The organism is Roseateles sp. GW821-FHT09H10 (assembly GCF_059415865.1).
Genome location: NZ_JBWKOB010000001.1, coordinates 794,231 through 808,810, shown reverse-complemented (window position 1 = coordinate 808,810; position 14,580 = coordinate 794,231). Strand labels below are relative to the sequence as shown.

Below are 14,580 nucleotides of genomic sequence, written 5' to 3'. Positions count from 1 at the left end.
CCGGGGGCCTGCTCACATGGCAGGGGTCGGGTGCGTTGCCACTCAAAAACCCGCGAGCAAGGCGCGAAACGAAGCTGGGTACGACCCCAGCGAGGCTTCGCAACGCCGCGCGCGGGCTTTTGAGTGACAACCCTTCGGGAGAGGGGCTGCGCAGGCGCATGGCGTCGTTGCGTGCCTTGCCCGGGCAACCAGCCCGGGCTTCAGCGCGACGCCTAGCCCTGCACCTGCGCAGCCCCTCTCGCACCGATCCCTGCCACGTGAACAGGCCCCTCCCCCTCAGCCGAGCACCGATGCTGATCCCGTCCATCCACCCGCTGCGTGCCGCCCAGCTCATGGTGACGTCGAGCCGACGTCGCGCGCAGCAATGAGCGGAGCGGCACCGGACGAACCCGCCCGCCAGGCGCCGCAAGAACCGGTGGAGCGCACCGTCGCCATGGGCGCGCCGCTGACGCCGGGGCACACCATCCCGGCCGGCACCCGCCTGCACGACTACCGCATCGACCGCGTGCTGGGCGAGGGCGGCTTCGGCATCGTCTACCTCGCCACCGACGTCGCGCTGGAGCGCCAGGTCGCCATCAAGGAATACCTGCCCTCCTCGATGGCGGCACGGGCCGGCCAGTCGCTGACCGTGCTGGTCAAGTCGCCCGCCCACGAGGAGACCTTCGCCATCGGGCTGAGGAGCTTCGTCAACGAGGCCAAGCTGCTGGCCCGCTTCGACCACCCGGCCCTGCTCAAGGTGCACCAGTTCTGGGAGGCCAACGGCACCGCCTACATGGCCATGCCCTATTACCAGGGCAAGACGCTGAAGGAGTCCCTGGCCCAGCTCGGCCGGCGGCCGACGGAAGCCGAGGTGCGCGCCTGGCTGATGCCGCTGCTGGACGCGCTGGAGGTGCTGCACAACGAGCACTGCTATCACCGCGACATTGCGCCGGACAACATCCTGATCACCGACCACGGGCCGCTGCTGCTGGACTTCGGCGCCGCGCGCCGCGTCATCGGCGACCTGACCCATGCGCTGACCGCCATGCTCAAGCCGGGCTTCGCGCCCATCGAGCAGTACGGCGACATGCCCGGCGTCACCCAGGGCCCCTGGACCGACATATTCGCGCTGGCCAGCGTGCTCTACGCCGCCATCAGCGGCCGCCGCACGGTGGCCTCTGTCGAGCGCCTGCTCAACGACCAGCTGCAGCCCCTGGCCACCGTGGCGGCCGGCCGCTGCGGCAATGCCTTCCTCGCCGCCATCGACCGCGCGCTGGCCATCCATCCCAAGGACCGCCCACAGTCCGTCGCCGAGTTCCGGGCCCTGCTGACCGCTCACGACACCCAGGCCATCGACCTGCTCGAACTGCAGGCCCTGGGCCTGCCGACGGGCGACGAAACCGTGCTGCTGCCGGACTTCGATCCGACCCAGGTGGCGCCGACCGCGCCCGCCACAGCGCCTGTCCCTCGCGAGCCAACCCGGCCGCAGCCGCCACCGCCCGCTCCGCCTGCCCCCGTGCTGCCGCCCGTGGCCCCGCCGCCGCCTCGGCCGGATCCCGTCGCGGTGCCCGCGCAGGCGCCGGCGCCCGCCACGCCTCGCCGTGCCCTGCTGCTGGGCCTGGTCGGCGGCGCCGGCCTGGCAGCGCTGGCCTGGGGCGGCTATCGCCTGCTGTCCGCGCCGCCGCCTGCCGAAGCGCCGCCCGTGGCCTCTCCCGCGTCGGCACCTGCCGTCACGGCCCCGGCACCCGCGCCCATCGCCTCGGCGCCACAGCCCTTGCCGGCAGCCTCTGCACCCGAGCTGGCCGCCTCCACGGTTGCTGTCCAGGCGCCACCGCCCCCGGCACCGGCACCGGCACCGGCACCAGCCGCCTCGACGCCTGCGACCGCAGCGCCGGCCCAGCCCAAGCTACGTCCGACGGCGCCGCCCCCCGCACCTGCGCAGGCGAAAGGCGCAAGGTGCAGTGATATTCTGCAAAAGGCCTCACTGGAACCCCTGACCGCGAGCGAGGCCGCCTACCTGAAGAAGGAATGTCGATGAGTCGCTCTGGCCACACGAATCGCCTCGTCTTTTCAGTGCTGCTGGGGCGCGCCGCCCTGCTGGGCTGCCTGGCCGTGCTGGCCGGCTGCCTCGAGACGGCACCCAAGCAGGCGACGGTGTCGACCAACGAGCTGTCCTTCAGCGAGGCCGTGGTCGTGGCGACCGATGGCTTGGTGGGCCAGACCCAGAAGCTGCCCGCCTTCCTGGCCAAGGTGGAATCCAAGATCGCCAAGAAGAGCGTCGTCGTCGACCCCATGATCGACGCGACCAGCGGCCAGCAGACCCAGACCACGCAGTTGCTCGAGCGCCGCATCGGCGAGCGCCTGGCCGCGCGCCGGGAAGGCAGCTTCGACCTGCTGCCCTTCAAGACCGAGAACCTGTCCAAGGTCCAGTACCTGCTGACCGGCACCCTGACGCGGCTGCTCGGCGTGCCGGGCCGCAAGTCCCTGCAGATCAATCTGGCACTGGTGGAGATCAAGACCGGCCAGGTGGTGGCCCAGGCTTCGGCCCTGGCCCGCGACGACGGCCTCAACCACACGCCGCTGGCCATCTACCAGGACAGCCCGGTGCTGGTGAAGGACAAGGTCGTGGACGGCTACATCAGCACGGCCCTGACGGCGCCCGGCAGCGCGGCCAACGGCCTCTACATGGAGCGCGTCTCGGTGGCCAGCGTCATCAACGAGGCCGGCTCCCTCTACAACGCCGAGCGCTTCCCGGAATCCCTGGCCAAGTACCAGGAGGCCCGCAGCCAGGCCGGCGGCGAGCAACTGCGCACCCTCAACGGCATCTATCTGAACAACGTCCGCCTCGGCCGCACCGCCGAGGCCGAGTGGGCCTTCGGCCAGATCGTGGCCTATGGCCTGCGCGCCAACAAGCTGGACGTGAAGTTCCTCTTCAACCCCGGCAGCACGGAGTTCTGGTCCGACAGCAAGGTCAGCGGCGCCTATCCGATGTGGCTGCGCCAGATCGCCAAGGAGGGCTCCAGCGCCCGCGTCTGCATGGTCATCGTCGGCCACACCAGCCGCACCGGATCCGAGCAGACCAACGACGCCCTCTCGCTGCAGCGCGCCACCTTCATCCAGCAGCGCCTGGCCGCCGAGGCCGCGCCGCTGGCCCAGCGCATCAAGGCCAGCGGCATGGGCTGGCGCGAGAACCTCGTCGGCAGCGGCAGCGACAACGCCGTCGATGCGCTGGACCGCCGCGTCGAGTTCCGCGTCGAGCCCTGCAACTAGCCCTTCGCCCGGTGTCGCACGCTGAACGCGGCGACCCCAGTCGGTCCCCCGAGGGGACGGCGATGCTTGCGGCATCGAGCCGCAAGCACATCGCCACGGCGGGCCGGCTCGGGAGCGGCCCAGCGCTCGGCCCGCAGAACCAACAGATACCGATACAGGCGCCATCCCTAAGCTGGCGTGGGACTCGCACTGCATAATCATTTTCGACCTGCAGTCCCGAGTTAAGCGCCCATGCTGATCCAGTTCTTCTACACGCTGCGTGCCGCCAAGCTCAAGGTGACGGTGCCCGAGTACCTGACGCTGCTGGAGGCCCTGCAGGCCGGCGTCATCGCCGCGCCCGAGAACGGCGGCGTGGCCAGCATCGACGACTTCTACCACCTGGCCCGCACCAGCCTCGTCAAGGACGAGACCCAGTACGACAAGTTCGACCGCGCCTTCGCCGCCTACTTCAAGGGCGTGGAGATGCTGACCGACTTCACGGCCGAGGTGCCGCTGGAGTGGCTGCGCAAGCAGCTCGAGATGGAGCTGACGCCCGAGCAGAAGGCCGCCATCGAGAAGATGGGCTGGAACGAGCTGATGGAGACGCTGAAGAAGCGTTTCGAGGAGCAGAAGGAGCGCCACGAAGGCGGCAACCGCTGGATAGGCACCGGCGGCACCAGCCCCTTCGGCAACTCGGGCTACAACCCGCAGGGCATCCGCATCGGCGGCGCCGGCGGCAACAAGAGTGCCGTCAAGGTCTGGGAGCAGCGCGCCTACCGCGACTACGACGACACGCTGGAGCTCGGCACCCGCAACATCAAGGTCGCCCTGCGCCGCCTGCGCCGCTTTGCCCGCGAAGGTTCGGAGCTCGAGCTGGACCTGGACGGCACCATCCACGGCACGGCGGCCAACGCCGGCATGCTGGACATCCGCATGCAGCCCGAGCGCCACAACAAGGTCAAGGTGCTGCTGCTGATGGACGTGGGCGGCACCATGGACGAGCATGTGCACCGCGTCGAGGAACTCTTCAGCGCGGCGAAGAGCGAGTTCAAGCACCTCGAGTTCTACTACTTCCACAACTGCGTCTACGACTTCGTCTGGAAGAACAACCGGCGCCGCTTCGCGGAGAAGCTCAACACCTTCGACCTGATCCGCAAGTACAACCGCGACTACAAGCTCATCTTCGTCGGCGACGCGACCATGAGCCCCTACGAGATCCTGCAGGTCGGCGGCAGCGTCGAATACAACAACGACGAGGCCGGCGCCGAATGGCTGCAACGCCTCACCCACGCCTTCCCCAAGTACGCGTGGATCAACCCCGAGCCGCAAGGCGTCTGGCAGTACCGGCAGAGCATCGCGCTGATCCAGCAACTGATGCAGCAGCGCATGTTCCCGCTGACCCTCTCCGGCCTCGAAGGCGCGATGCGGCTGCTGAGCAAATGACGCGTCTGCTCGCACTGCTCCTCGCAGTGCTGTTGAGCGCCTGTGCAACCCAGGCGCCGCCTGCACAGGTGCCCGCGCCGCCGGCGCCCGACATCCCGGCCGACGCGCCGGCCGTCTACAGCCTGGACATCCGCATCGACGGCGAGAGCCGCGAGACGGCGCCGCTGCGCACCCTGCTGGCCCAGAACCTCGACCTGGCCCGCTACCGCGCCAGCGAGGCCGCACTGAGCCGTGTGGAGCTGGCCCGCCTGGCCGCAGCCGCGCCGGCCCAGGCCGAGGCCCTGCTGGAGACCGAAGGCTATTTCAATGCCAAGGCCGACGTGGACCGCGACCCTGCCGACGAGACCCGGCTGCTGCTCACCGTCAAGGCCGGCCCCCTGACCCGCGTCGACAAGCTGGAGCTGGAGTTCACCGAAGGCCTGGCGAATCCGCAGGCCCAGGCCCTGCGCGACAGCCTGCGCCGCGCCTGGCCGCTGAAGAACGGCGCCGCCTTCACGCAGTCGCAATGGGCCTCGGCCAAGAGCGAGCTGCTGCTGCGCGCCCGCAACGGCGGCTACCCGCTGGCCCGCTGGGCCGAGACGAGTGCCCGCGTCGATCCCGACGCGCAGACCGCCGAGCTCCGCCTCGTGCTGGCCAGCGGCAACCAGGCCCGGCTGGGCGCGCTGCGCATCGAAGGCCTGAAGCGCCAGCGCGCCAGCGCCATCGAGCGGCTGACCGGCTTCGACAAGGGCGATGGCTATACCGAGCAGAAGCTGGCCGAGTTCCAGGAGCGCCTGGCCAAGACCCAGCTCTTCGACGCCGTGCGCGTGCAGCTGCTGCCCGAGGCCCAGGACGCCGATGGCACCACACCCATCCAGGTCACGGTCACCGAATCCGCGCTGCAGCAGGCCACGGTGGCCGTCGGCTATCACAGCAACACCGGGCAGAGCATCAGCGTCGAGCATCTGCACCGCCGGCCCTTCGACCTGCCCGTGCGCGCCCGCAGCAAGCTGCAGCTCAGCCGCGACCTGCGCGGCGCCGAGCTGGAGCTCAGCTCCCACCCCCAGCCCGACCTGAAGCGCAACCTCGCCTCCCTGCAGTTCGAGCAGGACCGCACCGGCGACACCATCGCCACCAACGTCGGCATCCGCCTGGGACGCCTCTACGAATCGACGCGCGACGAGCGCCTGAGCTATGTCGAGCTGCTGCGTGCCCGCGAGACGGCCGGCAGCGAAGTCAACACCAACCTCGCCGTCTCCATCAACCAGCAGTGGATTCGCCGCCGCCTGGACAGCACCCTGCTGCCCACCGACGGCCACCAGGCCCTGGCCCTCATCGGCCTGGGCTATGCGAAGGGCGGCGGCAGCGACGACAGCGGCCCCTTCGGCCGCATGCAGTTCAAGCTCGGCTACTACAAGCCGCTGGGCGGCAGCTGGTTCGGCTCGGCGCGCGCCGAGGTCGCGCAGGTGGTGTCCAAGGAGCAGGTCGGCGTGCCCGAGAAGCTGCTCTTCCTGGCCGGCGGCGACGAATCCGTGCGCGGCTACGCCTATCGCAGCCTCGGACCGAAAAAGGGCGACCTGACCGTCGGCGGCCGCGTGCTGGCCACCGGCAGCCTGGAGATCGCCCGGCCCATCATGCCCAGCTTCCCCAGCCTGTGGGGCGCCGTCTTCGTCGACGCCGGCAATGCCGCCTCGCGCTGGAACGATTACAAGCCCGTCGTCGGCTACGGCGCCGGCGTGCGCTGGCGCAGCCCCGTCGGCCCGCTGCGCGTCGACCTGGCGCGGGCGCACGAGACGGGCAAGTGGCGGCTGCACTTCAGCGTCGGGATCACCCTGTGAGAAGGTCTCTTCGCATCCTCCGCGCCACCCTGATCGCACTCGCACTGGTGCTGGTGCTGATCGCCGGCTTCGTCGCCTGGCTGCTGCACCGGCCGGCCGGCGGGGCCTGGCTGATGGCGCATCTGCCTGGCGTGCAGATCGAGGCCCCCGAGGGCTCGCTGATGGGCGAGTTCAGCGCCCGGCGTCTCCTCATCAGCTGGCAAGGCGGCTCGGCCGAACTGCGCGGCCTGCGCTGGAAGGGCCTGGGCCTGACCGCCAGCGACGGCCTGCTGCTGGCGCGCGAGCTGGCCGTCGACGAGATCGTCATCCGCAGCCAGGCCAGCGACAAGCCTTTCGTCCCGCCGCCCGACCTCAGCCTGCCGCTGGGCGTGCACATCGCCAGCCTGCGCGTGGCCAAGCTCAGCTGGGCGCCCGATCAGCCGCCCCTGCTCGGCCTGGACGCCCAGCTCAACCTGCCACGCCGCGGCACCCACGACATTCAGCTCAAGGCCGCGCGCTGGCAACACCTGACGCTGGCCGGCAAGGCGCGCATCGCCACCGCCGCGCCGCTGCAGACCGACGCGACGCTGCGCGTGCAGCAGACCGAGGCCACCGACCTGCCCTGGAGCGCCATCGCCGCCGTGACCGGCCCGCTCGCCAGGCTCAGGGCCAAGGCCGAGCTCGAGGCCGCCCACCAGACGCTGAAGGCCGACGGCGAGGTCCAGCCCTTCGCGCCCTGGCCCGTCAACGCGCTGCAGCTCCAGGCCGACAAGCTCGACCTGGCCGCGCTGATGCCCGGCCTGCCCCGCACCGCGCTGAGCGGCACGGCGCAGCTCAAGGCCCCGGCTCGCGACACCGAAGCCACGCTGCAGGCCGACCTGCACAACGGCGCCGCCGGCCGCTGGGACCAGGGCGCCCTGCCCGTCAACCGCCTCGTCATCGCGCTGGCCGGGCGGCCCGACCAGCTCGCCAGCCTGCGCCTGACGGCCCTGGAGGCCGAGCTGCCGGGCGGCGGCCGCGTGCAAGGCAAGGGCCAGCGCGAAGCCGACGGCCGCTGGCAGCTCGACGCCCGTGTGCAGGGCCTGCGCCCCGAGGCCCTGGATGCGCGCGCCACGCCGGCGCGCCTGGATGGCCCGCTCACACTCGCCGGCAGCAAGGCCGGTCCCTTGAATGCCAGGCTGGATCTCGCCGGCAGCGTCGACAACCGTCCGCTGCGGCTGACGGCCCGCTTGCAGGGTGAGGGCAGCAAGTGGCAGATCGAGGATGCCCGCCTGGCCAGCGGCGACGCCACGCTGCAGGCCAGCGGCCGTGTCGACACCGCCGGGGCCGCGCGGCTCAAGGCCCAGCTGCGCCAGTTCGACCCGCATCTGCTGTGGCGCGGCGCGCCGGGCTCGGCCTGGGCCCGCCTGCCAGGCCCGACGCGCTTGAGCGCCGAGGCCGACATCGACCTGCGCGGCAGGACCCTGGCCACGCTGAGCGGCAATGTCTACGCCCGCCTGCTGCCCAGCCAGTTCGGCGGCCTGCCGCTGGAAGGCCGCGTCAAGCTGCAGCGCGAACGCGCGGCCGACCCCGCGGCCTTCGACATCGACGGCCGCCTGGGCAACAACCGCTTCCAGACCAGCGGCCAGGCGCGCGCCGAGGCCGTCACCGGCAAGGCCGCGCTGAAAGCCGGCTCGCTGGCCGAACTCAACACCCTGCTGGCCCTCTTCGGCCACCGGCCCATCGGCGGCCAGGGCGAAGGCGAAGGAAGCTACCAGCTGCTGCGCACGGCCAAGGGCTGGCAGGCCGGCGGCAGCGGCCGCCTGGCCCTCACGTCGGCACGCGCCATGGACACCAGCATCGCCAGCCTCAAGGCCCGCTGGGAGCTGCCCCTGCCCGGCGCCGACGGCGATGGCCCGCTGGCCCTCAACCTCGACATCGGCCAGCTGCGCGACCCGCTGGCACAGTTCAGCAGCGCCAAGGTCGACCTGCAGGGCCGGCGCAGCGCCCACGACGTGAAGGCCTCGGTCAGCGGCAAGCTGATCCGCGAGACGCAAGACCTGGCCCTGAACGCCCAGTTGCAGGCCCGCGGCCGCTGGGACGGCCTGGCCTGGAGCGGCCGCGTCGCGCGCCTGGACATCGGCCCGCTGCGCCCCAACACGCCGCCGCTGCTGGCGGCCAAGGACATAGTCCTGCGCTGGGCCAGCGACGGCCCGCGCCTGCAGGCCGAGCCCGGCCGCGCCGAGGTGGGCGGCGCCTTCGTGCGCTGGCAGACCCTGAGCTGGACCGGCGGCGCACGCCCCGAGGCCCGCGCCGAGCTGCAGCTGGAAGACGTGGCCGCCGCGCCGCTGATGGCGCGCTGGCAGCCCGAGTTCGGCTGGGGCGGCGACCTGCGGGTGACCGGCCATGCCTCCCTGCTGATGAACGACAGGCTGACGGCCGAGCTGCTCATCCAGCGCCAGAGCGGCGACCTGCGCGTGACCGACGAGTTCGGCCAGCGCGCCCTCGGCCTGACCGACCTGCGCCTGGCCGTCAACGTCAAGGACGGCGTCTGGCAGTTCGCTCAGGGCATCGCGGGCAGCGAACTCGGCAGCCTCGGCGGCGCGGTGACGCTGCGCCCCGCCGGTCTCTGGCCCGATGCGCAGACGCCGGTGCAGGGCGTGCTGCAGGCCAATGTCGCCAATCTCGCCACCTGGGGCAGCTGGGTGCCGGCCGGCTGGCGCCTGGGCGGCCGCGCGGCGGCCACGGTGCAGCTGTCCGGCCGGCTGGGCGCCCCCGACCTCAACGGCCGCGCCGAGGGCGAGAACCTGGCCCTGCGCCATCTGCTGTTCGGCGTCGACGTGACCGAAGGCCGCTTCGTCCTCGACCTGAAGGGCCAGCATGCCGAGCTGTCCCGGCTGGAAGCGCGCGGCGGCGACGGCTGGCTGCGCGCCAGCGGCATGGCCGAACTCGGCGCCCAGCCCAAGGCCCACATCCAGATGACGGCCGACAAGCTGCGCGTGCTGTCGCGCGTGGACCGCCGCCTCGTCGCCAGCGGCCAGGCCACGCTGGACCTGGATGCCAAGGGGCTCAAGCTCGAAGGCAAGCTGCGCGCCGACGAAGGCCTGTTCGACTTCAGCCGCGGCGACGCACCGGCCCTGGCCGACGACGTCATCGTGCTGCGCGGCCCGCGCGAAGCGGGCCCCACGGCGCCGCCAGCGCCCAAGGCTGCGCGCAACAGCATCGTCAATGTCGCGCTGGACTTCGGCCGCGACTTCAAGGTGCGCGGCCGCGGCCTGGCGACGACGCTGCGCGGCGAGTTGCAGGTCAGCCAGAACAACGGCCCGCTGCGCGTGACGGGCCGGCTCGACGCCCATGGCGGCCAGTACGCCGCCTATGGCCAGAAGCTCGACATCGAGCGCGGCGACATCAGCTTCACGGGCGCCTACGACAACCCTTCGCTGGACCTGCGCGCCGTGCGGCCCAACCTCGATGTGCGCGTCGGCGTCTACGTCGGCGGCACCGCGCTGGCGCCGCGCGTGAGCCTGTATTCCGAGCCCGAGATGAGCGACACCGACAAGCTCTCCTGGCTGCTGCTCGGCCGCGGCCCCGACGGCCTGGGCCGCACCGACACGGCCCTGCTGCAGCGCGCCGCACTCGCCCTGCTCAGCGGCGAGGGCGAAGGCCCGACCGGCAAGGTGCTGCGCAACCTCGGTCTGGACGAGCTGTCGCTGTCGCAGAGCGATGACGACACCCGGGCCACCATCGTGCGCCTGGGCAAGCAGATCTCGCGGCGCTGGTATGTGGGCTATGAGCGCGGCCTGAACGCGACGACGGGCTCATGGCAGCTGATCTACCGCATCGCCCAGCGCTTCACGCTGCGAGCCCAGGGCGGCGACGACAACGCCATCGACCTGATCTGGCAGTGGAAGTGGGATTGATGCATGCCCCATGTCGGTTCGCACCCCGCCAAGGAAAAGCGGGAGGATGAGTTGAACGCCAAGGAAACGCAGCGCCACTTTGCGCGGCGCGTCATCGCTGCATGCGCCGTCGCACAGCTGGCCTGCGTGCACGCAGCGCCCGCGCCAGAGCCCGACAAGATCGTCGAGCAATGGAGGCAGCGGTTGACTTGGATCACCGATGCAAAAGGCTGCAAGGTTCAAGGGGAGCCGGGGCTGGACCGGCAATCGGTCCGTTGGAATGGGGCCTGCCGCAATGGCTACGCTGAAGGGCAAGGGAATGTCGAACTCTTCGCGGAAGACACGTTGATCCTGTCCTATGCGGGCGGCCTGAAGTCCGGGCGCTTCTCGGGCAAAGGCACGCTTAAGGTGCAGGGCGGCACACGCTACGAAGGCACATTCTTGGACGGCCAGATGCAAGGAACAGGGCAGGTCACCTATGCCGACGGAACGACAGGAACCGGCAACTTCGTGGCCGAGAAGCTCAGTGGCGCCTGCATGCTCAGCTGGGTCAACGGCGACCGCTACGAAGGCCAGTGCAGGGACGGCTGGCCGAGCAGATCGGGACAGATCCAGTTTGCCAACGGCGATGCCTACAACGGCGCCATCGCGGCGGGCAATGCATCCGGTCAGGGCCGCTACACCTGGGCCAGCGGCGACGTCTACGAGGGAAGCCTCATCGCCAGCGAGTTGGCTGGCGTCGGCGAGTATCGGTTTCCGGACGGAAGCCGCTACCTGGGCAAATTTGTCAACGGCGTGCCCTGGGGTCAGGGTCGGATACAGCGGGCTGACGGATTTGCCTTCGAAGGCGAGTTCGCGGCTGGCGTCCCCTGGGGGCAAGGCCGGATTCAACGGGCCGACGGGCTTGCCTTCGAAGGAAAGTTCGCAGCCGGCAAGCCCAGCAAGCCAGGCAGCGTCGTTCATGCAGACGGCACGTCGCTGCAAAACACTCCTGCGCTGCAGGAGCAACTGCAGATGCGCTTTGCCAAGCCGCAAAGACTCAAACCTTCGTGGAAGCTATCAAGCGAAGCGTCGATATGTACGCAGACGGCCACGCCCGAGGTGCCCAAGGCAGCCTGGGCCGGCCGGCCCGTGTTTCGCGCCACTGTCGTCGTGCGCGACGGCAAGCTTGTGACCCTGCGGGTCAAGACGATAAAGCCCGCTGACGACGAAAGCATCACTGAGCAGATGGCTGCCAGCGTAGAGAAGGCAGTACGCGCGTACCAATGCACCGGTGAAGGCGTGTTTGAACAGGACTTCGAGTTTGCGCCGAGGCATTGATCTGGGAAACGGTGGTCGGTCGCTGACGGCACAGCAAGTGTTTGCCGCCCTGACTCAGGGGTCGCGCCGGACGTAGGACAAAGCCGCGTCTGCGCTCACGTTACATCCGCCAACCGCCAGCGCCTTCCTACAAATGGACGCGATGGCGCGCCGCCTCTCCATCCCGGCCTGCCTACAGGTTTTGAACCTCGTTGAGACCAAAGTTGTCTCATCAACCCTGTGTTGATTCCGAAGGAGGTTCACATGACCCAAATTCAAATCCCAACCGAGACGGCGCCCACGGCGCTCCCGGTTCCGCAGTCAGCAGCCAAGACGAAGCTCGCCGATGCGCTGCCCGCTGCAGCCGAGTCCACCCATCTGCTGCACTTCGAGCCGCTGTCGGCCCAGAGTGCCGGCCTCGACATCCCCTGCGACCCACAGGGCCGCGTCGGCCTCGACGCCCTCGGCGACAAGCTGCGCAACGACTATTTCTTCGCGCGGGCCCTGATCGGCTGCCTGTTCGCCAAACCCACCGTCAAGCCAGCCCTGCCGCTGATGCACGCCTGAGCGATCAGGCGCAGTCCTACAGCCGCGCCACGGTGCGCCCGACAACGGCTGTCACATCTCTCGACGAGGATTCCGGCCATGTCTTCAGTATCTCTCTCCCCGCTGACGCTGCCGCAACTGCCGGTCGCCGCCGATCTGGTCGATGCCGACCTCGATTTCTCCCTCAGCACGCCGTCCACGCTGGTCGTCAATGCCAGCCTGGAACTGCAATCCAGCGAGTCCATGGACCTGGCACTCGTCATTCCTCGCTCACGCTGCAGCGGCGAGCGCCCGCGCCTGGCCGCCCTGCTGGACGCCGTGCAAGCCGCAGTGGCCCGCGCCACGCGCGGCGGCACCCTGCACCAGCCGCGCCGCGTGCTGACGTGCGTGGGCGGCCAGCCGCATCTGGTGGCGCAGTTCTGACCCTCCGGGCTACATCGAACGCCCGTCGTACTCGGTGACGGGCACGGCCTTCAGGTCCACGCCTTCGAGGCAGCGGATATTGATTGCCGCCATCGCGGAGCCGTCCGGCGCCTGGCCCTCGCCATAGGGATGCATGCCGCAAGTCGGGCAGAAGCGATGCTGGATGACGTGCTTGTTGAAGGTGTAGTTGCTGGCGTTCTCGTCCGGCGTCAGCAGCTTCAGCGCGGCGCGCGGCACGAACCACAGCAGCGAACCCTTGCGCTGGCAGATCGAGCAGTTGCAGGACAGGGCCGAATCGGGCTTGCCGTCGACCTCGAATCTGATGCGGCCGCAGTGGCAGCTTCCTTGTTGCGTCATGTGGGTCTCCATAGGCTGGGCCGCATGCTGCCAGAACCCCGTGAGAGAATCCGCGCCGCTCGACGGGCCCGGCCCGCACCGCGCAGGCTCTCTCCGTAGTTCAATGGATAGAACGGCCGCCTCCTAAGCGGCAGATACAGGTTCGATTCCTGTCGGAGGGACCACCATGCGGAACGTGGCATCCACGCGATCGGTCACCCTTCGACGTGCCGACAGCGGTGCGTATGCAGGATGGGTCGTTACGGTGGTCGTCCTCGTCGGCCTCCCAATCTTCAGCTCACCCCTTGAGCCCCATGGCTGGTTGGGTGGGCCATGAAGCCACCTGAGCCCAGGGAGGCCGGCTCAACTAAGCCGGCCATTCCGACGTATCGAGGTGGAGCGCCCGCTCGATCGCCGTCATTGCAATGCGCAGCGACAGCGCGCCGATCTCGTTGACGTCGTCGTCGCCGATGTTCTCCAGGTCGGTCGTCCCGCTGCGGTCAAAGGTGAATGAGTCCAGCGCGAACGGCTTGCCGATCAGCGGGTGCTGCACCAGCATCAGCGTGACCCGCCCCCGGCTGTCGCCGTCCAGCCTCGCCTGGGTGAGCAGCAGGTCGATGGCAATGGCGCGGTATTCCAGCCGGATGGATTCCCCGCCTGCGGCCAGCGTCGCCGCGATGCCCTGGACCGGAAATTCCGGATCGTTGAAAGCGTCCAGCGGCGGCTGCATCGACCTGAAACGGTCGCGCAGTTCGTCCCACTGTGTTGACAGGCGCGCCAGCCGCTCGCGGCTCAACAAGATCAGCTGCATCGCGTTCTCCCTGCACGGGCGCGGCGAAGTGCCACCCCGCATTCTGGGATCGTCGTGCCGGCCTCGGCAAACGGCGTCCGGCCAGGGCCTGTCGAACTCAACGCTCCCCGCATAAGCATCCCCTTTTTCCTTCGTTCCGCGAGGAAGGCAGCTTCCCTATCGTGCAGGGCATCCACCGAGTCCGGCCGCCATGCACATCACCAGCCTCTCCGCCAGCCCCAGCGAACGCTCGCGTTCCGCCTGGCTCACGCAGTTCGCGCTGACGCGGCTGGAAGGCCGGGGCACGCAGCACGACGACATCCTGGTGCGCGAGCTGCCCGCCGCCGCGCTGCTGGCGGCCGATGTGCGCGACCCCGAGATCGCTGCCGCCGTTCAGGCCGTCGAACTGGCCGACCTCGTCGTCGTCGGCACGCCCATCTACAAGGCGGCCTACAGCGGCCTGCTCAAGGTCTTCCTCGACCTGCTGCCACCCGATGCCCTGCGCGGCAAGGTGGTGCTGCCCTTGGCAACCGGCGGCAGTCCCGCCCATTTCCTGGCGCTGGACTACGCCCTCAAGCCGGTGCTGTCGGCCCTCGGCGCCCGCCATGTGCTGGACGGCGTCTTCGCCACCGACGCCCAGTTGCGCCGCCATGAGGCGGGCGGCTTCGTGCCCGAGCCCGACCTGATCGCGCGCCTGGACCGCGCCCTGGCTCCCATCGCGCCGCGAATGCCGACGCGGCGGGAGCCGGCGCTCAGCTGTTGACGCTGGCCCCGCTGCACACACCACCGCTTGTCTCCTCGCCTCCCGACCGGGATCGGCGACTTCATCCCGGCGCCTTTC

11 protein-coding genes and 1 tRNA gene are annotated in these 14,580 nt (G+C 70.0%); 10 read left to right on the top strand and 2 right to left on the bottom strand.

What is annotated here, in order from left to right; genetic code table 11:
• Positions 1 to 364: 364 nt before the first annotated feature.
• The 8 genes from AC07OY_RS03635 to AC07OY_RS03600 all read left to right on the top strand — a co-directional run bounded on the left by AC07OY_RS03635 (position 365) and on the right by AC07OY_RS03600 (position 12,613).
• A complete protein-coding gene (locus tag AC07OY_RS03635) occupies positions 365 to 2,017 on the top strand; it encodes a serine/threonine-protein kinase (RefSeq protein WP_495041154.1) in 1,653 nt (550 codons plus the stop codon).
• Positions 2,014 to 3,249, top strand: a complete 1,236-nt coding sequence (locus AC07OY_RS03630; RefSeq protein ID WP_495041153.1) for an OmpA family protein — start codon at positions 2,014 to 2,016, stop codon at positions 3,247 to 3,249. Before AC07OY_RS03635 ends, AC07OY_RS03630 begins: the two co-directional genes overlap by 4 nt.
• A 231-nt stretch (positions 3,250 to 3,480) precedes the next feature.
• Entirely contained in the window at positions 3,481 to 4,671 is a 1,191-nt protein-coding gene (locus AC07OY_RS03625) for a vWA domain-containing protein (protein ID WP_495041152.1), read from the top strand.
• Positions 4,668 to 6,488 (top strand): autotransporter assembly complex protein TamA, encoded by a 1,821-nt coding sequence (locus AC07OY_RS03620; protein WP_495041151.1) that lies wholly within the window; start codon positions 4,668 to 4,670, stop codon positions 6,486 to 6,488. The genes AC07OY_RS03625 and AC07OY_RS03620 overlap by 4 nt, the downstream gene beginning before the upstream one ends.
• Positions 6,485 to 10,366, top strand: a complete 3,882-nt coding sequence (locus AC07OY_RS03615) for a translocation/assembly module TamB domain-containing protein (protein WP_495041150.1) — start codon at positions 6,485 to 6,487, stop codon at positions 10,364 to 10,366. Before AC07OY_RS03620 ends, AC07OY_RS03615 begins: the two co-directional genes overlap by 4 nt.
• Before the next feature lie 3 nt (positions 10,367 to 10,369).
• The gene (locus tag AC07OY_RS03610) at positions 10,370 to 11,665 is read left to right on the top strand and encodes an MORN repeat-containing protein (protein ID WP_495041149.1); all 1,296 of its coding nucleotides are present in this window, start codon (positions 10,370 to 10,372) and stop codon (positions 11,663 to 11,665) included.
• A 243-nt stretch (positions 11,666 to 11,908) separates the two neighbouring features.
• A complete protein-coding gene (locus AC07OY_RS03605; RefSeq protein ID WP_495041148.1) occupies positions 11,909 to 12,211 on the top strand; it encodes a hypothetical protein in 303 nt (100 codons plus the stop codon).
• A 78-nt stretch (positions 12,212 to 12,289) separates the two neighbouring features.
• The gene (locus AC07OY_RS03600; RefSeq protein WP_495041147.1) at positions 12,290 to 12,613 is read left to right on the top strand and encodes a hypothetical protein; all 324 of its coding nucleotides are present in this window, start codon (positions 12,290 to 12,292) and stop codon (positions 12,611 to 12,613) included.
• Between the two features lie 9 nt (positions 12,614 to 12,622).
• Here AC07OY_RS03600 and AC07OY_RS03595 read toward each other — a convergent pair whose 3' ends face one another.
• Positions 12,623 to 12,970 (bottom strand): GFA family protein, encoded by a 348-nt coding sequence (locus tag AC07OY_RS03595; protein ID WP_495041146.1) that lies wholly within the window; start codon positions 12,968 to 12,970, stop codon positions 12,623 to 12,625.
• 89 nt (positions 12,971 to 13,059) lie between these two features.
• Here AC07OY_RS03595 and AC07OY_RS03590 point away from each other — a divergent pair.
• Positions 13,060 to 13,134 (top strand) — tRNA-Arg (locus AC07OY_RS03590).
• A 182-nt stretch (positions 13,135 to 13,316) separates the two neighbouring features.
• Here the strand turns inward: AC07OY_RS03590 and AC07OY_RS03585 are convergent.
• On the bottom strand, positions 13,317 to 13,760 hold the full coding sequence (locus AC07OY_RS03585) for a hypothetical protein (RefSeq protein ID WP_495041145.1): 444 nt from the start codon (positions 13,758 to 13,760) through the stop codon (positions 13,317 to 13,319).
• 190 nt (positions 13,761 to 13,950) lie between these two features.
• Between AC07OY_RS03585 and ssuE the strand changes: the two genes are divergently transcribed.
• Positions 13,951 to 14,502 (top strand): NADPH-dependent FMN reductase, encoded by a 552-nt coding sequence (ssuE, locus tag AC07OY_RS03580; RefSeq protein ID WP_495041144.1) that lies wholly within the window; start codon positions 13,951 to 13,953, stop codon positions 14,500 to 14,502.
• Positions 14,503 to 14,580 lie beyond the last annotated feature (78 nt).